Below are 17132 nucleotides of genomic sequence, written 5' to 3'. Positions count from 1 at the left end.
GAAGCCGCGGTTGCGCTCCGCAAGACGCGCCACGTGAGGCAGGGCGTAGCGGCGGTTGTAGAGCCCGGTGAGCGGGTCGATCACCGCTGCGCGCAAGCCGTGCCGCATGTTGTCTCGCAACCGGTCGCGGCGGCGCTTGCGGGCGATCTGCCGCGACAGCCGCAGCGCCAGTTCCTCCGGGTCGACCCCGTGAATGAGCAGGTCGTCGGCGCCGAGATCGAGCGCCGCCGCCGCTTGCTGAGAGCGTTCGGGGGCGGTGACATAGATCTGGGCGGAGCGCCGGAAACTGGGAGCGGCGCGCAGCTGGGTCAGCAGGGCCAGCCCGCCGCGCCGCCGCGCCCCGGTCTCGACGATGACGAAGACCTCCGGGGGCCTTGCGGTCGCCCGCAACGCCTGATCCGGCGACAGGCGCTCGATCCGGTCGGGAAGCCGGGCTTGCAGTCTGGCGAGGGCCGGCTCGAGCCCGGGACCGACCGAGGCGGTGATCAGCGCGACCCGCGCCGGCGGCTGCAACTCGGCCACGGCGGATTCCGCCAGACCGAGCGCGCGCCTTGTATCGTCGCGCAGAACCAGCTCGGCATCGGCGGCGCGGGCGCGCAGCAGGTTGCGCAACCGCGCCAGCAGCAGGTCGTGATCGACCGGCTGCGACAGCACGTCATCGGCCCCCGCCGCCAGCGCCGCGTGGCGCTGCTGCCGCGACGGCGCTGTGGCGAGCAGGATCACCGGAATCTCGCTGGCCGCGCCCAGCATGCGGGCGCGCGCGCAGAACTCCGCCGGGTCCATGTCGGCGAGCGCGGTCGAGGCAATGACGAGATCGGGGCGCCGGGCCTGCATCTCTCGCAGCGCCTCGGCGCCGGTGGCGGCACTGGCGACTTCGTAGAACGCCCGTTTCAGCGCTGCCGTCAGCGCGATGCGATTGGTCGTCACGCCATCCGCGATAAGCACCCGTCCCGTCATTGCAGCCTTTTCCACCATGCGCTACGCAGGCCCCGGGGGCGCGCGTCCTCTGACGGGAAGTCTTCCCCGACAATAGTTAATAATCTCTTTCGGATTTTAGGCATCTCCATGGTGATCTCCCGCGAAAGCGCTGAACTGGTCGGGCTTCAGGCGGTCGCCTGGCTGGCCACCAACGACGAACTCCTGCCGGTTTTCCTCGGCGCCACCGGGGCGTCCGAGCAGGATTTCCGCGAGGCGCTGGAAGACCCGGTCTTTCAGGGCGGCGTGCTCGACTTCATTCTGATGGACGATGCCTGGATCACCGGGTTCTGCGACTCGCAGGGGTTGGACTACGAGACGCCGCGCATGGCGCGCGCCATGCTGCCGGGCGGTGGCGAGGTGAATTGGACATGAGCCTGCGCGCGGATGCGGTGCTGTTCGACAAGGATGGCACGCTCTTCGAGTTCGGTGCCACCTGGAACGCCTGGGGGCGGCGGGCGCTGCTCGATCTGTCCGACGGTTGCGAGGTGACGCTGGTGGCGCTGGCCGAGGCGACGGGGTTCGATCTCGAGCGCAGTGCCTTCGACGCCGACAGCCCGATCGTGGCGGGCAGCAACCGGGAGGCGGCGGCCTGTCTGGCCTCGGCGTTGCCGGGCCGCAGCGCCGCGGAGCTGGAGCGCTATCTCGAACGCACCGGGGCCGAGGCACCGCTGGTGCCCGCCGCGCCTCTGCGGCCGCTGATGGCCGAGCTCGGCCGGCTCGGGCTTGCGCTCGGGGTGATGACCAACGACGCCGAGAGCGTGGCACATGCCCATCTCGGTCAGGCCGGGATCCGCGAGGCGTTCCGCTTCGTCGCGGGCTTCGACAGCGGCTTCGGCGCCAAGCCCGATCCGGCACCACTGCTGGCCTTCGCCGATCATGTCGAGATCGCGCCGGGGCGCATCGTGATGGTAGGCGACAGCCCGCATGACCTCAGCGCCGGCCGCGCCGCCGGGATGCAGACCGTCGCGGTGCTGACCGGCCCGATCGGCGCCGAGCGCCTTGCGCCGCTGGCCGATGCGGTGCTTCCGGATATCGGTCATCTGCCCGGCTGGCTCGCGATCCTCTGAGCCGATCCGCCGCCGCGGGGGCCGGACCGGCCGGAAAGATGGCGAAAATTCTATTCGTTGGGCCGATCTTAAGCGCCTGCGCCGAAACTGGCGTCGACGACAGGCATACGGATGGATCGGATGCACGGGCTGGTGGCGCGCACACTTCAGTGTTTCCTGCAGGATACCTACGGGCAGGGTGTCTGGGCCGAGATCGCGCGCCGCGCCGATCTCGACAGCCCGGCGTTCGAGGCGATGCTCGACTACGAGCCCGCCACGGTCGAGCGGGTGCTCGCCGCCGCGGTGGTGCGGCTCGACAAGCCGGGTGAGGCGATTCTCGAGGATATCGGCACCTACCTGATCACCCATCCCAACAACGAGGGCCTGCGCCGCTTGATGCGCTATGGCGGGCTGGATTTCACCGATTTCCTGCATTCGCTCGAGGATCTGCCCGGACGCGCCCGGCTGGCGGTGGCCGATCTCGATCTGCCCGAGCTGGAACTCTGCGACCGGCCGTCCGGCTGTTTCGAATTGATCTGCCGCAGCTGCGCCGCGCACCCGCACGGGCTCGGCCACGTTCTCGTGGGGGTGCTGCGTGCCATGGCGGACGATTACGGCGCGCTGGTCATCCTCGAGCATGCTGGCGCCAGCGAAGGCTCCGAGCGGATCGAGATCACGGTCGTGCAGACCGATTTCGCCGCCGGGCGGAGCTTCGACCTCGGCGGCACCCCGGTGTCGGGGCAGGGGGCGGGGCCATGAGCCTGCCGCCCGAGACACTGGCCGCGCTCATGCCGCTGCATATGGCGATCGGGCCGGACGGGCAGGTGACCGGGCTCGGTCCGACGCTGGCCAAGCTGCTCGGCCCAGAGCCAGCGCTGGGGCGGCCCTTCGGAGACCTTGTCGAGATTTTCCGCCCGCGCCGCGTCGCCACGCTGCCGTCGCTTCTGGCGCTCTCAGGCCGCAAGCTGCAGCTCCGGCTGCGGGGCGAGGCCGGGAGCGCCATGAAGGGGCTGGCGATGCCCGACGGGGCGGGCGGCGCGGTGCTCAACCTCTCCTTCGGCATCGGCGTGGTCGAGGCGGTTCGCCGCCGCGCGCTCACCGCGACCGATTTCGCGGCCACCGATCTCGCCATCGACATGCTCTACCTCGTCGAGGCCAAGAGCGCGGCGATGGAATCCTCGCGCACGCTCAATCGCCGGCTGCAGGGCGCCATGCAGGCCGCCGAGCAGCGCGCCTTCACCGATCCGCTCACCGGGCTCGGCAATCGCCGCGCCATGGACCAGCTCCTGCAAAGGCTGGTGCGCGGCGGTGAGCGTTTCGCCGTGCTGCATCTCGATCTCGACCATTTCAAGCAGGTGAACGACAGTCGCGGCCATGCCGCCGGCGACCGGGTGCTGCAGGCGGTGGCGCGGGCGATGCTCGATCTCACGCGCAAGAACGATCTGGTGGCGCGGATCGGTGGCGACGAGTTCGTCATCCTGCCGCTCGGTCTCACCGACCGCGAGCGACTGTCGGATCTGGCGGGTCAGCTGATCTCGCGAATCGAGGTCCCGGTGCCGGTCGAGGGCGCGTCCTGCCGGGTCTCGGCCAGCATTGGGATCGCCCTGCACGACCCGGACAATCCCTCGCCTGCGGGCGTTGCCGGCCTTCTTGAGCGGGCGGATGCGGCGCTCTACGCCGCGAAGCGCGAGGGCCGCAGTCGCCACGCCTTCGACCGCGCCGAGGCAGTCTGAGAGCTGTCTCGACGTAAGGCGAAAAAGAGATGAATTTTTTGCCGTCGGAGGTCTTGCGCCCCCTGAACCCTTCGCGTAATACCGCCGCCACGGTTGGGGTGTAGCCAAGTGGTAAGGCAACGGTTTTTGGTACCGCGTACCGTAGGTTCGAATCCTACCACCCCAGCCAGTTGATCTCCCGAACAAATTCTCTGTTGGCGATGGGTGCCGATTTTGTCCCTTGTTTTCAAGGGTTATACAGCCTGCCCGCTGAACTGAATCTAGAACCGTGCACCCGGTTTCCGCTCTCTTTGGCGGACATTCTCCGAAGCTGTTGACTGCACTGATTTAGTACAGAGCTTGCAATGTATTGAAAGTTCGCCGTTTTCCGAGATGGATGGCTAATGCGTTCGACGCCAGTTGCGTCCGACCTGATACAACCGGGATCGAACATCGGGGGGGCGAAGTCTCGGGCCAGAGCGCTGTGTTACGGTACCAAGAGGCCGGGCTTTCGTCCTCGGTGCGGAATGTGCTGGCTACGCGCAGACGCTGCATCCTCGAGGCCCTTCACCGCCCGTGTCACCTACGTTTCCGGCCGACGCCTGTCCCGCTGTCATCCGCTGCGGCGCAGCTTCTCGAGACCGGCCATTCGCCGCGGTTGCGACGCCGAGGCAAGGGCGAACTCACATTTTGCGGACGAAACGGACGTTCCGTTTGACGACCTGAACGACTGCTTTGGTCATTTACTACCTCTGAGTTTTGGCTGCGGCGGTGAGAACCGAAAGCAACTCGAACAGTTGTCAGTTTCAGACTAAGCCATTTTGCTGAGGCCGTTCTTGAGCGCCGTGGTCATCCCTTGAGCTTCCATATGAAGTCGAAGCCTCTGGTTGTATCCACCCGGCGCGTTGAGCGCCTCGATCAGGGGTTCACAAGCGATTGTCGACAGGTTCGATGCCACCAACTCTCTCAGAAAGGCTTCGCCCTGATTCTTGTCCGACACGCGATCCCCAAGCCAGTCCGCAGCATCGCCAACCATGCGCGCGACAGGAGAGAGCACAGCCTGCGCGCTCAGGTAGGCTGTCATCTCATCCGCGTCTTGCAAAGGATAGATGCTGTTCCGAGCACCGAAGATATCCGTGACGATTTCAGCGTCGCCGTACATCATAATGGGCGTGCCGCCCTGTGCAATTCCGGGAAAGGGCATCATTATGGCAATCGCGCGTGCCGGTCGGACCAAGACGTCTGCGTCCGCAAGCGACACACCAGCCATGAATGTAATCGCGACTTGTCCTTCTCGAAAAGTCAGAGAGCCGAGGACATCTGTCGCAACCTCGGCCATCAATCCCAGAAACAGAACGTCGCTTGCGTCGACTACGCCTTGGTTGTCCGCAATCCGAACGTTCTCATAGGCTTTAGCGAGAGACGAGGAATGATGAGCGCTGCGCTCGGAAACAGTGATCTGATGCCCATCGTGAACGATGCCTTCCACAACCGCACTGGCAATCGTTCCGCACCCGATCACGCCGATTCGCATGCTTGCCCCCTCCCTCCGATCTGATCCGAAGAAGACCTTGGCACATTTCGCAGCATTCGTCACTTCGGGCTCGGTGCTGTCATGCGGCGATGCAGAACAAACCTCGATCTTGGTCTGTTCTGAATGTCGGCTTTCATCTTTGCTGGGTGATCGGATTGTCACCGCGGCGAAGGTCCATGGTGTCCCTGGCTCAGCCGGATGCTGCACGCGGCTCGCATGTCTCGGATGGGTTGTGTCCGTTGCGCTGGTCCGGTGCAATAGCCGCCTTTTGCGCGCTACCGGAAGTACTCTGCCTGCTGGTCCCACTCGACGGGAAACGGCTGCATGAGGGGCGCGAGAGCCAGTTCGGGATCTTGTTTTTCGTCGAGGATCGCTTCGATGATGTCAGGGGCGAGGAGCGTCAGGCGGAGGATGCGGCTGAGGAAAGAGGGGGTGACCTGTTCCTGCCGGGCCAGCTCGGCTAGTGTCATGAAGTCTCCGGAGTCCAGCATCCGTTTCCAGCGGAATGCACGCGCCAGTGCCTTGACCAGGGTGCTGTCGGCCCGGGCCGGTGCCGCAGACCCGTTCGGAATCTGGACCACCCGGCGTCCGCCGCGCTTGAGGACGCAGAAGGGGATGTGGAGCGCCATGGTGTCGGACGTGGATGTCATGCTGGGACGTCCTGATCTTGCGGGTGAGAGTCCTGTGCCAGTCCTCGGAGCCCGTCGATCCGAAGCCGAAGGTGGAGTCCGTCCGTGCCGATATCCACGCGCTCGACCAGCAGCGTCACGATCCGTGCCTGCTCGGCCGGAAAGAGTTCGTCCCACAGCGGGTCGAGCTGCTGGAGCGCGGCGTGGACATCGGCCTCGGTGGGCTTGTCTGCATGAGTGTCGACCGCCTTCCAGGTGCCTGCGACGATCTCGGGCTGGCGGAACACGGCGCGTAGCTGGTCGATGACGGCGGCCTCGATCTCGCCGGCCGGGACACGGCCGATAGGGCAAGAGCCCGCGCCCTGCTTCAGCACGGTCTGGCTGACATAGTAGCGGTAGAGCTTGTCGCCCTTGCGGGTGTGGGTCGGCGAGAAGGCCGCGCCGTCGAGGCCAAACAGCACCCCTTTGAGCAGGGCAGGGGTCTCGGCGCGGGTTCGGGCTGCGCGCTTCCGGGGGCTTTCCTGCAGAACGGTGTGAACCTTGTCCCAAGTCGCACGGTCGATGATGGCGTCATGCTGACCGGGGTAACTCGTGCCCTTGTGGACCGCCTCGCCGAGATAGGTACGGTTGTTCAGGATGCGGTAGAGGTAGGTCTTGTCCATCCGGTTGCCGCGCGGGGTCCGGACGCCGTGGTGCTCGGCTTGCCGTGCAAGCTCGATGCCCGAGCCGATCTCGATGAAGCGGGCGAAGATCCAGCGGACATGCCCGGCGCGTTCGTCGTCGACGACCAGCTTCCGGTTCTCGACCCGATAGCCGTAGGGCGGGACGCCGCCCATCCAGATGCCCTTCTTGCGGCTGGCGGCGACCTTATCGCGGATGCGCTCGGCGGTGACCTCGCGCTCGAACTGGGCAAAGGAGAGCAGGATGTTCAGCGTTAGCCGGCCCATGGAGGTGGTGGTGTTGAAGGACTGCGTGACCGAGACGAAGGTGACGCCGTTGCGGTCGAACACCTCGACCAGCTTGGCGAAGTCGGCGAGCGAGCGGCTGAGACGGTCGATCTTGTAGACCACCACCACGTCGACGAGTCCGTCCTCGATGTCCTCCATCAGCTGCTGCAGGCCGGGTCGATCCAGCGTGCCGCCGGAAATGCCGCCATCGTCATACTGGTCGCGGACCAGAACCCAGCCCTCGGAGCGCTGGCTGGCGATGAAGGCATCGCAGGCCTCCCGTTGGGCGTGGAGAGAATTGAACTCCTGCTCCAGCCCTTCCTCGGAGGATTTCCGGGTGTAGATGGCGCAGCGGAGCTTGCGGATGGTTTTGGAGTTCTCTGGCGATCTGGTCATGTGGCTCTCCGGCTCTTGAGCCCGAAGAAGACCCAGCCGTTCCAGCGCGTCCCGGTGATGGCGCGGGCGATGGCCGACAGCGATTTGTAGGGACGGCCCTGCCATTCGAAGCCATCGGTGGTGACGGTGACGACCTGCTCGACGCCTTGCCACTCGCGGATCAGGCGCGTGCCGGCGATGGGTTTGAGATCGGCGCGGACGCGGCTCTTTTTGCGGTCGCCGCCATCGAGCTCCTCCCCCAGCCGTTCCAGCCGCCGGACCGTCTCGGGCTTGAGCCCGCCATAGGTCAGCTCCTGGATGCGATAGGCCAGGCGGCTCTCAAGGTGGCGGCGGTTGAAGGGCGGCGGTTCGCTGTCGAAGAGCTCGCGCCACTGGGCTTTCAGCTCGGGTGTCGGGGTGGTTTTCAGCGCAGCGATGCGCGCGGGGATGGTGTCGGTCATGTCTGTCTCCGAGTTGCGGTGGTTGCATGACCGCTCTGGTCGGGCGGTGGAGCAAGCGAACTTTCTCTAATTTTCTCAGATGCTTCGTCGGACCCGCGCATCCGCAGGCGGATCAGCCCGAGCGCCAGCAGGCGGCAGAGTTCGGCACGGCGTTCGAGCGGCTTCATGTGCTCGGGAGGCAGCGGGTTGGGGAGTTTCATGAGTCTCCCTCCCGCTCCGACAAGTTCCGAGAGAGCGCGATGCCTTGCCACCCCCTGGCACGCTGGACATACTTGGGTTTGTGGCCTCGCGCGCGCATTGCCGCGCCGAAGATCTTGATGTTGCCGGGCATAATTCCAGCCGCCTCGGCCCAGGCTTTCCATGACGCGAACAGCGCTTTCGACCCCGCCGTTGCGGTGGCCTCTTCGACGCAGCATTCGGCGATCCACTGGCCGACCACATCCTCGTCCGTGAGGTATTCGTTCACTGCAGCCTGCAAACTCGACGGAGGCGACAGGCCGATGCGTTGCCACTCGGCGCAGCCATCGACCATCCAGCGCAAGATCCCGTCACGTTCCTGCTGGAGCTTTTCGATCAGGTCGGGATCACGCTCATCGGCCGGAATCGTAACGTCGAACGGGATAAGATGAAGCCGCCGGCGCATCGCCTCGCCGTGCCCGCTGAGTTGCGGGCGGTGATTGCCGGCAATCAGCAGCTTGAACTGGGGCGTATATTCGAAATGGTCCTGGCGCATGAAATTGGCCCGAATTTTTTCGCCGCCGGTCACGGTCTTGATGCGGGCTTCCGCCCAACTGTGCCCTTGTTCGGTTTGGGGGCGATCACCAGCCTCGCGGCCTTGAGACCGGCGAGTTCGGTCAAATGACGTGAGGCCGACGTGTTCATGAACGTATCGAGTGTCGACGTCGCGGCGTAGTTGCCGAGGACATGCGCAATGGTCGACAAGAAGACCGATTTGCCATTGGCGCCATCGCCATGAAGGAATGCGAAGACCTGTTCCCGGGTCGACCCGGTCAGGCAGTAGCCCGCAAGGCGCGCGAGATAGGCCATCAACTCCGCATCGCCGGCGGTGATCTCCTCGAGGAAACGTGTCCAGCGCGGGCAATCCTGACCAAGCGACGCCGCTGTCATTTGGGTGAGCATCAAGGCGGGATCGTGCGGCAGCAACTCGCCGGTTTTCAGATCGATGATGCCGGTCGGGGTGCCCAGCATCATCGGATGTGCGTCCCAATCAGAGATCCGCGTTGCACTGCGAGGATCACTGGCTGCAATGCGCAGGCAGGCGGAAATCGTCTTGTCGCTCGCGATCCGGCGAGCATCTGCAGGCTTGTCGCATTCCTCCGCAACCGTACGGCAAATTTGACGTGCCTGCTCTCGGACAGCACTGGTCTCGTCCAGTGCCCAGACCTGGCCAGTCCAGTGGAACCATTTGCCCCAGGCAGCCACATGCTTCCAGTGTCCTGCGTGTGCGCGTGCAAAGCGGTTGGCCAGGGCATCTTCGCTCTGGCCTGCGATGGGGGCGCTGCCGTCATCGTTCATCGCGCAGGTGCGCGTCGGCATGGGGCCATGATTTGCAACGTCTCGGCGGTGGAGCGCGTCAAATTCCTTGCGCAGCCTGTCTTCCGCCCAGGGCGGCCGGATCATGGCAGCGTTGTGTTCGCGTACGGCATCCCAAGCTTCTTCTAGGGTGCAAGCCTGGCGCCGCGCGTTGCGCAGCCAGTGACCGATCACGCATGAAAGCGCCTCGTAGCGAGACAGGGCGTCGGTGGCACCGGCATGGATTGGGGTCACGGCTAGGGTTTGTGCCGTCGTCCCGTGGTGTTGAGGCTGTTGATCGGTGTCGATGCGGAGTTTCTTGCCGGACAACAGCGGCATCTGCCCCGCGAGTTCTTCCAGATCGGCCAACTCGTATTCAAGGTGGACATGGTTCAGGATTCGCACGGGGGTCAGGACGCCATGCTTGCCGTGGATCGTTCCGGCGACCCGGATCGGTTGGTGGAGGCTCTTGAAGGACGGATCGCTCTCCAACTTGTCTGCCAGAATGCGGCGCAGAGCCGAAATGCGCGTGAGATCCTCGCCAGAGGCAGCCTCAGTCAACTTCCAATAAAGGTGCCGTTTCAGTTGCCCGGCATCGGTCACCCCGCCGGACGCGATCTCGAGCGTCGGTTCACCGAGATACCGTGCGGCATGATCGCGTTTCCGCTCGATGTCGCCCTGGTCGAGATCGACGAGAATGATCCCGGTCTGGGTGATATCGGTGGCGCGGGCTGAGCCGGGCGTACCGACGGTCCCCGGTACGACATAGACCGCCCTTTGATCTTCCGCAGCCTTGGCGGCCACCTGCGTCAATTGCTGGGCGACCTGATCGGTCGCGGGGAAATGAAATTGGCCGTTCTTGGCGGGAGTGCCGACTTCCGCCAACAGTCTGATCGGCGCAAGCCCTTCGAGATATCCGAAAACGACATCGCAGAAGGTCGTGATTTCGCCCGGATCGATCGTTACCAGTTTGGAGAAGGAGGACTGCGATGTCATCGGTCATCCCCTTCACCCGCCTGGCCGTGGGCCTCGTATTCCAGGATGTCTCGGATGCGGTAGCGTACCGAACCGCCAATCATGCAAAAACGTGGGCCGTGCCTGAGGCTCCTCCAGCGCTGAAGCGTACGCCCGGAAATGTCCCAATGCTGCGCGAGGCGGGCCTCGGAGATGAAGCTATTCGCTGCTCTCTCGTCGATGGGGGTTTTGTCGCTCTTTGCCATGCCATTGATCTCAGGGGGCCACATTCGAGAGCAATGATAGGGAAATCAGAGGATAAGGTGGCTCCGACGACGTGACCTGGGCATGGCACGACGTGACATGCGAGGGCTCGGAAATCCGTGATTTCGGATGGGTCAACCCGCTGCGGCGTGACGCCTGGCGGTTTGACGTGACATCCGGCTTATGTCGTCATGTCACGTCGCTGCCGAGGGGGGGAATCAAGGCCATCGACAACGATGATGTCCGGGTCGAGGCGGTAACCTTTGGCTGGCTTGCGCTGCAGAAGAAGATCTTCCTCTGGGGGGAGGCCATGGAGCTCGAAGAAACTGTCGCGCAAGATCTCTCGACAACGTTTGACACGCTGGCGAAGTACTTCCTTCGAGACCGACAGGCGGGACGCCAAGTGGCCTGCCTGGACATATCGGTGATCCGCAGGGACAGTATCGGCGGCCTTGTCGCTGAAGTAGTCCTCTTTCAACCTATCTGGAACCTCTGCCGTTGCGCCGGTGAGGCGGCATAGACCGATGACGGAAACCACGGGCTTCCCGCCTTCCTCCTGGAACTGGACCTGCAATGAAGCCTCGGGATCAGGGACGATGTCCAGTTCCTCCACGACGGGTATGGGCGGAGGCGGTGCCGCGCCGATGCGCGGGTCAGCAGGCAATTCCAGTTCATTGCTCGCCCCGGCGGCGAGGAATAGCGACACGAGTGAGGTGCTCGCCAGTTCGCCAAACAGTATCTCGTCGGACCGTTCGTTCAGGACTTTCCTGAGAACAGCCTGCACGTTCTGGCCGTGCCGCTGGTGCATGTGGAGGCATTTGTCCAAGACGTCCTGTTTGCTTTGATCTGGATGCCCTTCGGTGATCCTGCTGAATTCCAGCCCGAAGTCCTTCATGAAGTCTCGCGGCTCGAGCTTGGTCAGCTTCAATGCATGGCGGGTCCATTCGACAGCCATGGTCGTGGACGCGGTCTTCTCTCTTTCCCCAAACAGCACATCCGTTCCGTAGTCTTCGGCAAAGTCATGCTGCTCCAGACCTGCAGCGAGGATGGCAAAGCGGCGATCGAGACATTGGGAACACGTGCCGCAGTGGGTGTGAAGCGTCGTCTGCTCCCGGATGCTCGTGCAACTGACCGCCCGGGCGATCTTGCTCGCACCACCATGTTGGGCAATGCGCTCAACCACGTCCCGTTTGGTCAGCCAGCAATAGCGGTTTTCGGTCGGAACGTGGTCCGGCCCCAGAGTTTGCATCAGGGTGCTGAGCTTGCGCAAGGCAAGCGGGTGGGTGGTTCTCGTCGCCATGGTGCCGACCACCTGCGGACTGATCGGTAGATTATGGCTGATGACGCCGTTTTCGTAGAAGCTGATCCGTTGTGCGCCGAACGCGCCAGCGACGAGTTGACCGAGGGCCGCAAACAGGAAGGATCGCGAGCGTTGTGAGGAATCGCTGGCTTCCTGGCCTTTGCGTCGAGCCAGAACGTTGATGTGAAGGACCCGGTTCCTGAACTTGCCCGCAAGGTATTCGCCAAGTTCGACCTGCCGCGGGATGGCCTTCTGGGCGGAGCGGTGGGTCAGCAGGATCACCTTGGAGGATGTGGTCTCCAGCACTTCAAGCGCGCCGCAAAAGGAGTCTAGCCCCCCGGAAAACAAGATGACCTCCGATGCGTCAAAGGTCGCGCCGCTTGGATCAAGGTCGAGGAACGGTTGTGGATCGGTTTCGGTGGGTTTCCCGGTAAACCTGAACGAAACAGAGTCCTCGGTCAGAAAGCCGATCGCGTCGCTCAGGGCGTCGGTCACATCGGGTCGGGCCCAGAAAGCCGGATTGCGCACCGGGATGGTGAAATCCAGCGCGCGGCGCCAAGCCCGCCCCATGGCTGGCCGTGTCGATCCTCCGCGCTTCTTGGCCCCATCTGCGGCAAAGACTGTGGCAGCGATCTCGAGCAGGTCGAGATGCAAGGGCTCGAGTTCCTTGCGCGCCATGGCCCGGATCGTATCCGTCCGGAGGTAGAAATTGGGGTCGTCGCCGTTAATCCGAATGGACATCGGCTGCTGTTCGCCAGCAACAGCGACGCGCGCTTCAGACATTGCGCATCTGCCGTGTCCGAAGATCGTCGACGATCTTCTTCAGTGCCACATGTCCGAAACGGGCGGCCGCGCTGCTGTTGAAGCCTCCGTCGAGATGAAGAGTCTTGCCGTACCATCCCCCCGAAAATTCCTTGATGATGCGGGAGGCTTCCCAGGCGAAATGCTCGACTTCGAGGTCGAAAGCACTGCGAGCTGAGACATTGGCGAACCGCTTATCGGCGCCGATCGTGGTGTCGAGGGTGCGGTCGAGCCAATACGACAACGTGCTGCTCAAAAGCGTGCCGAAGAAACGCCGGGCATATTCGGAAACGCCCTTGTTCCACGACAAGTTCCGTGCTGCGGCTTGGACGTCCGCCGGGGTGGCCTCCAGAAGTCCAGGCAAGGAGTCTCCGATGGTCATTGTCAACGTGCCAGCGAGGGCGCGAGACGCCAGTTCCCCGATGTCGCTGTGTGGGCGGATACGCGCACGCAGGTCCTCGATCCGAAGGCTGGAGGCCGTGACCAGGTCGAGGAGATCGGGGTGATCGGGCACGTCGAGGTCAAGATCCCTCAAAGCGGCGCCGAAGTCCGCCGCGCGCGCTGCCGCCGGGATCGCGAGAAGCAGCCTTATGGCTTCCACGAAGATCGGATCGCTGCTCGCCAGAAGCAGGTCTCGTTCGGCAGCCCGGGCGCTGGCAGAGACAACCTCCGCCGAAGGGGCTCCGTCGGTCAGTAGCTCGACCACTGCGGCCCAGTAGCGCGTCCTCGGCAGCACCCCGAGTGTCGTGTGCCCCATGGCGACCGATCCCTACCGTTAAACTTGGAAAGTACACGCCATGGGGGAACCGCATGTCAAACGCTCATTCCTGCCGCACCTTCGCCGCGACGGATGAGGTGCGGTAACAGATGCAACAGATGCAACAGAATAAAACATTAGTTGCTCACGCGCGCGTGCGCGGGAAACGAACGATGTGAGGTGTAACGTCTGTTGCATCCGTTGCAGCGTCGGTTTCCGGCAGGCAAATCGAGCGGTTCCAAGCGCCAGGAAATTCGGCCGCGCAATCGCGATGTGTCTCTGAATGGCGGGGTGTGGCATTTATTGTCATAATTACAATATCTTGAGGTCTTTGGTATCCTTGCCTCACAGGTGCAATCAATTCCGAGGCGGGGTCATGGCGAAGCGGGCGGCAGACGCATTCGACGAGGGAGAGCAGCTCTCCGGCGCCCGCGGCATTGCACAGCGCGCGCTGTCCGAGCTGATCCCCTACGCCAACAATGCCCGGACCCACAGCGAGGCGCAGGTCGCGCAGATCGCGGCGTCGATCCGGGAATACGGCTTCAACAACCCGGTGCTGGTGGATGGCGAGAGCGGCATCATAGCGGGCCACGGACGGGTACTCGCAGCGCGGAAGCTGGGCCTGACAACGGTGCCGGTGATTGAGCTGACGCATCTCTCGGAGGCGCAGAAGCGGGCCTATATCCTGGCGGACAACCGTCTGGCCGAGCAGGCGGGCTGGGACAAGGAACTGCTGGCGCTGGAGCTGGGGGATCTCTCGGATCTCGGGATTGACCTCGGGGAGATCGGCTTCGAGGGGGCGGAACTGGACGCGCTGCTGAACCACGGCGCGGCAGATCCAAAGGAAGAGGCCACGCCGGAGCCGCCCGTCAATCCCGTTTCGTGTTCCGGCGATCTATGGCTGCTTGGCCCGCACCGTCTGCTCTGCGGCGATGCGACGGACGCGGCTGCAGTGACCCGTCTCCTGAACGGGGTCACGCCCCATCTCATGGTGACGGACCCGCCCTACGGCGTGATGTACGACCCCGACTGGCGCAACCGCGCCGGCGCCTCGGAGACGACCCGCACCGGCAAGGTTCTCAATGATGACCGTGCCGACTGGCGGGAGGCCTGGGCGCTGTTTCCGGGCGATGTCGCCTATGTCTGGCATGGGGCCCTGCATGCCACGACGGTGGCTGAGAGCCTCGTGGCGACCGGCTTCGAGGTCCGCAGCCAGATTATCTGGGCAAAGGAACGCCATGTGCTGAGCCGCGGGCACTATCATTGGCAGCACGAGCCGTTGCTATATTCTGTGAAATCGGGCGGTACGGGCCATTGGTCCGGGGACCGCAAGCAATCGACGCTGTGGTCGATCCCGAGCCGCGACCAGGATGCGGAGACCATCCACGGCACGCAGAAGCCGGTGGAGTGCATGAGACGCCCGATGCTGAACAACGCCAGCCCCGGGCAGGCGATCTACGAGCCGTTCTGCGGATCGGGGACGACGATCATCGCGGCAGAGAGCACGAAGCGCGTGTGCTTCGCCATGGAGCTGGACCCGGCCTATGTCGACGTGGCTGTGCTGCGCTGGCAGGCGTTTACCGGGCAGGACGCCACGCTGGACGGGGACGGCCGGAGCTTCGCCGCGGTCTCCCTGGCGCGTCAGACCGAGGAGGCCCCGGCATGAGCCAGCCCCGCCGCCTGTCCGCTGTCGAGGCCACCGCCAACGTTGCCGTGGGCGGGCTGGTCGCGCTCGCCACGCAGGTGCTGGTCTTTCCGGTGATCGGCTTGCAGGTGATGCTTTGGCAGCCGCTCGTGCAGAGCACGGTCTTCGCGACCGTCTCATTCCTGCGCGGCCATCCACTTCGGCGCCTGTTCGCGAGGCTGGCCTGATGGCGCGGCCACCGATCACACTAACAGTGGACCAGGTCCGCGAGGTTGAGACCCTCGCGGCGCTCCTGAACCAAGACCAGATCGCCGATTACCTCGGCATCTCCCGTAGCACGTTCCACGCGATCTGCCAGCGTGATGAGGAAGTTCTCGAGCGGTATAAAAGGGGCAAGGCGAAGGCCATCGCTCATGTCGCCAACGGGCTGCTGCAGAAGGCGCGCTCTGGCGACACCACCTCGATGATCTTCTATCTCAAGACACAGGCGGGGTGGCGGGAGACGGCAGCGCTGGAGCACTCGGAACGGGTCGATGGCACCGGGGCCCGCGACCGGCTCTCGGAACTGCTCGACACCATCGCCGAGCGGCAGCAGAAGATCGGGGTCCATGACGACGCGCACTTGGTGGGGATGTGCGTCGACCGGTGCCCCGACGAAAGCCGGCTCTGATGCGCGGCCGTAAACCGATCCCGACGCGAGGCACGCTGGCGCGCAGTCCTCTCAGCGCCATGCCACGTTGCCCTGCACACCTGAACGACGTGGCCCACAAAGAGTGGCGGCGGCTGGCGACCCCCTTGCACGAGGCGGGCCTCCTGACGCTGGCGGATCGTGCTGCGTTGGCAGCCTATTGCCAAGCCTATGCCCGCTGGGTCGAGGCGGAGGAGAAGCTGGCCGAGACGCCGACCTTGCTGAAGACACCCAGTGGCTACGTGCAACAATCCCCGTGGTTGACGGTGGCCAACAAGCAGATGGAGCTGATGGGGCGGTACATGTCGGAGCTGGGGCTGACGCCGGTAGCGCGGACGCGGGTCGCGCTTTCGGAAGCGGCTGTTCCCGAGGACCAGATCACCACGATCGAACTCGTGATGGTCTCAACGGATGAGAACGGCAATCGCGTCGAGGAACCGCTGCGGGATCGGGGCAGCAGGCGCCGCTCGAGGGTGATCACCCAGGAAGAGGACGATTTATCGCTCTGATATCGCTACGGAACGTGCCAAAGCTATCGTACAAACCTGCCAAACCAACGTTGCGCAGGTGTGTACATGGTCAACCTAGGTAACAAAGATGCACACGGCGGCGCAGGGCGCGCGAAGCTGGTTGCCTACGAGCGGGTTTCCACGGCCCGGCAGGGGAGGTCCGGACTGGGACTCGATGCGCAACGAAAAGCCATCGACACCTTCGCGTCATCCCGTGGTGCGGTGGTCACCGCGCGCTTCACCGAAGTGGAGAGTGGACGCAAGAACGACCGCCCGGAACTCGACAAGGCGCTGATCCTCGCGCGACTGACCGGCGCCACGCTGGTCATCGCCAAGCTCGACCGTCTCAGCCGCAACGCCGCCTTCCTGCTCACCCTCCGTGACAGCGGCGTCCGCTTCCTCGCCGCCGACATGCCCGAGGCCAATGACCTAACCGTCGGCATCATGGCGCTCGTCGCCCAACAGGAACGCGAGGCGATCAGCAGGCGCACAAAGGAGGCCCTCGCCGCCGCCAAGGTACGTGGCGTGAAGCTGGGCAATCCCAACGGTGCTGCAGCGCTCCGCCGGGCTGGGAAGGGCGGCACGGCGCTGAGAGCGACCGTCACCGCCAACGCCGACGACCACGCCCGCAGCCTCGCGCCGGTGATGGCGGAGCTGAGGGCAAACGGCATCACCACCTTGCGCGGGATCGCCGCGGAGCTCAACGCCCGAGGGATGCTCACGCGGCGAGGTGGCCGCTGGCATGTCTCCACGGTCAGGAATTTGCTGGCGAGGGTGGGGCGGTTGGAGTGATTGCCGTTGTTCCCTCTGTCGTTTCCGCGACGAGGACGGGCGATGCTGCGGTTTCGGCGGATGCGAAGTCTGCAGAAGTTCTCGTCCGTCCATATCCCCGTCTACAAACATCTCAATCAGGCTCGAGGCCCCTTGAGCCGGTGGATTTTCAAGGCCAACCGCGCCGCCGCTCTCACCGAGTGGCGTGGTCTCTGCGCGGCATAAGGG

The 17132-nt window shown here is 64.3% G+C and carries 18 protein-coding genes, 1 tRNA gene and 2 pseudogenes; 11 read left to right on the top strand and 10 right to left on the bottom strand.

Features of this window, described 5'->3' with window-relative positions; translation table 11 throughout:
• Positions 1-957 (bottom strand): response regulator (locus tag AC6RA4_RS13055; RefSeq protein ID WP_500160950.1); only part of this gene is annotated, 957 nt, incomplete at its 3' end.
• A gap of 108 nt (positions 958-1065) precedes the next feature.
• Here AC6RA4_RS13055 and AC6RA4_RS13050 point away from each other — a divergent pair.
• From AC6RA4_RS13050 to AC6RA4_RS13030, 5 genes are all read left to right on the top strand, one after another.
• A complete protein-coding gene (locus AC6RA4_RS13050; RefSeq protein ID WP_500160948.1) occupies positions 1066-1350 on the top strand; it encodes a DUF3572 domain-containing protein in 285 nt (94 codons plus the stop codon).
• Positions 1347-2045 (top strand): HAD family hydrolase, encoded by a 699-nt coding sequence (locus tag AC6RA4_RS13045; RefSeq protein WP_500160946.1) that lies wholly within the window; start codon positions 1347-1349, stop codon positions 2043-2045. Before AC6RA4_RS13050 ends, AC6RA4_RS13045 begins: the two co-directional genes overlap by 4 nt.
• Positions 2046-2165: 120 nt before the next feature.
• Positions 2166-2783 carry a heme NO-binding domain-containing protein gene (locus AC6RA4_RS13040; RefSeq protein WP_500160952.1) on the top strand — a complete coding sequence of 206 codons (618 nt, stop codon included), beginning with the start codon at positions 2166-2168 and terminating at the stop codon, positions 2781-2783.
• Entirely contained in the window at positions 2780-3757 is a 978-nt protein-coding gene (locus tag AC6RA4_RS13035) for a GGDEF domain-containing protein (RefSeq protein WP_500160944.1), read from the top strand. The genes AC6RA4_RS13040 and AC6RA4_RS13035 overlap by 4 nt, the downstream gene beginning before the upstream one ends.
• A 94-nt stretch (positions 3758-3851) precedes the next feature.
• Positions 3852-3926: transfer RNA gene (locus tag AC6RA4_RS13030), tRNA-Gln, on the top strand.
• Positions 3927-4547: 621 nt separating this feature from the next.
• Here the strand turns inward: AC6RA4_RS13030 and AC6RA4_RS13025 are convergent.
• The 9 genes and pseudogenes from AC6RA4_RS13025 to AC6RA4_RS12985 form a co-directional block, all read right to left on the bottom strand.
• Positions 4548-5270, bottom strand: a complete 723-nt coding sequence (locus tag AC6RA4_RS13025) for an NAD(P)-binding domain-containing protein (RefSeq protein ID WP_500160942.1) — start codon at positions 5268-5270, stop codon at positions 4548-4550.
• 275 nt (positions 5271-5545) lie between these two features.
• Entirely contained in the window at positions 5546-5920 is a 375-nt protein-coding gene (locus tag AC6RA4_RS13020; RefSeq protein ID WP_500160940.1) for a hypothetical protein, read from the bottom strand.
• Positions 5917-7242 (bottom strand): recombinase family protein, encoded by a 1326-nt coding sequence (locus tag AC6RA4_RS13015; protein ID WP_500160938.1) that lies wholly within the window; start codon positions 7240-7242, stop codon positions 5917-5919. The genes AC6RA4_RS13020 and AC6RA4_RS13015 overlap by 4 nt, the downstream gene beginning before the upstream one ends.
• Positions 7239-7682, bottom strand: a complete 444-nt coding sequence (locus tag AC6RA4_RS13010) for a DUF2924 domain-containing protein (protein ID WP_500160936.1) — start codon at positions 7680-7682, stop codon at positions 7239-7241. Before AC6RA4_RS13010 ends, AC6RA4_RS13015 begins: the two co-directional genes overlap by 4 nt.
• On the bottom strand, positions 7679-7882 hold the full coding sequence (locus tag AC6RA4_RS13005; RefSeq protein ID WP_500160934.1) for a hypothetical protein: 204 nt from the start codon (positions 7880-7882) through the stop codon (positions 7679-7681). The genes AC6RA4_RS13010 and AC6RA4_RS13005 overlap by 4 nt, the downstream gene beginning before the upstream one ends.
• A pseudogene (locus tag AC6RA4_RS13000) lies at positions 7879-9218 on the bottom strand (phage/plasmid primase, P4 family). Before AC6RA4_RS13000 ends, AC6RA4_RS13005 begins: the two are co-directional and overlap by 4 nt.
• 989 nt (positions 9219-10207) lie before the next feature.
• Positions 10208-10435, bottom strand: coding sequence for a helix-turn-helix transcriptional regulator (locus AC6RA4_RS12995; RefSeq protein ID WP_500160932.1), 228 nt, complete (start codon positions 10433-10435; stop codon positions 10208-10210).
• 179 nt (positions 10436-10614) lie between these two features.
• On the bottom strand, positions 10615-12516 hold the full coding sequence (locus tag AC6RA4_RS12990; protein WP_500160930.1) for a hypothetical protein: 1902 nt from the start codon (positions 12514-12516) through the stop codon (positions 10615-10617).
• Entirely contained in the window at positions 12509-13291 is a 783-nt protein-coding gene (locus AC6RA4_RS12985; RefSeq protein WP_500160928.1) for a hypothetical protein, read from the bottom strand. Before AC6RA4_RS12985 ends, AC6RA4_RS12990 begins: the two co-directional genes overlap by 8 nt.
• Positions 13292-13667: 376 nt before the next feature.
• On the opposite strand from AC6RA4_RS12985, the gene AC6RA4_RS12980 reads away from it, so the two are divergent.
• The 6 genes and pseudogenes from AC6RA4_RS12980 to AC6RA4_RS12955 all read left to right on the top strand — a co-directional run.
• Entirely contained in the window at positions 13668-14957 is a 1290-nt protein-coding gene (locus AC6RA4_RS12980) for a site-specific DNA-methyltransferase (RefSeq protein WP_500160926.1), read from the top strand.
• Positions 14954-15163: a DUF7220 family protein gene (locus AC6RA4_RS12975; protein ID WP_500160924.1), complete on the top strand. Its 210-nt coding sequence runs from the start codon at positions 14954-14956 to the stop codon at positions 15161-15163. Before AC6RA4_RS12980 ends, AC6RA4_RS12975 begins: the two co-directional genes overlap by 4 nt.
• 26 nt (positions 15164-15189) lie before the next feature.
• The gene (locus AC6RA4_RS12970) at positions 15190-15606 is read left to right on the top strand and encodes a hypothetical protein (RefSeq protein WP_500160922.1); all 417 of its coding nucleotides are present in this window, start codon (positions 15190-15192) and stop codon (positions 15604-15606) included.
• On the top strand, positions 15606-16133 hold the full coding sequence (locus AC6RA4_RS12965) for a phage terminase small subunit P27 family (RefSeq protein WP_500160921.1): 528 nt from the start codon (positions 15606-15608) through the stop codon (positions 16131-16133). Before AC6RA4_RS12970 ends, AC6RA4_RS12965 begins: the two co-directional genes overlap by 1 nt.
• 66 nt (positions 16134-16199) lie before the next feature.
• On the top strand, positions 16200-16925 hold the full coding sequence (locus AC6RA4_RS12960; RefSeq protein ID WP_500160919.1) for a recombinase family protein: 726 nt from the start codon (positions 16200-16202) through the stop codon (positions 16923-16925).
• 15 nt (positions 16926-16940) lie between these two features.
• A pseudogene (locus tag AC6RA4_RS12955) lies at positions 16941-17129 on the top strand (IS6 family transposase); the annotation flags it as partial.
• Between the last annotated feature and the right edge of the window lie 3 nt (positions 17130-17132).

The sequence above is a fragment of the Salipiger sp. genome (genome assembly GCF_059781815.1).
This window is presented reverse-complemented; position numbering and strand designations above follow the sequence as displayed.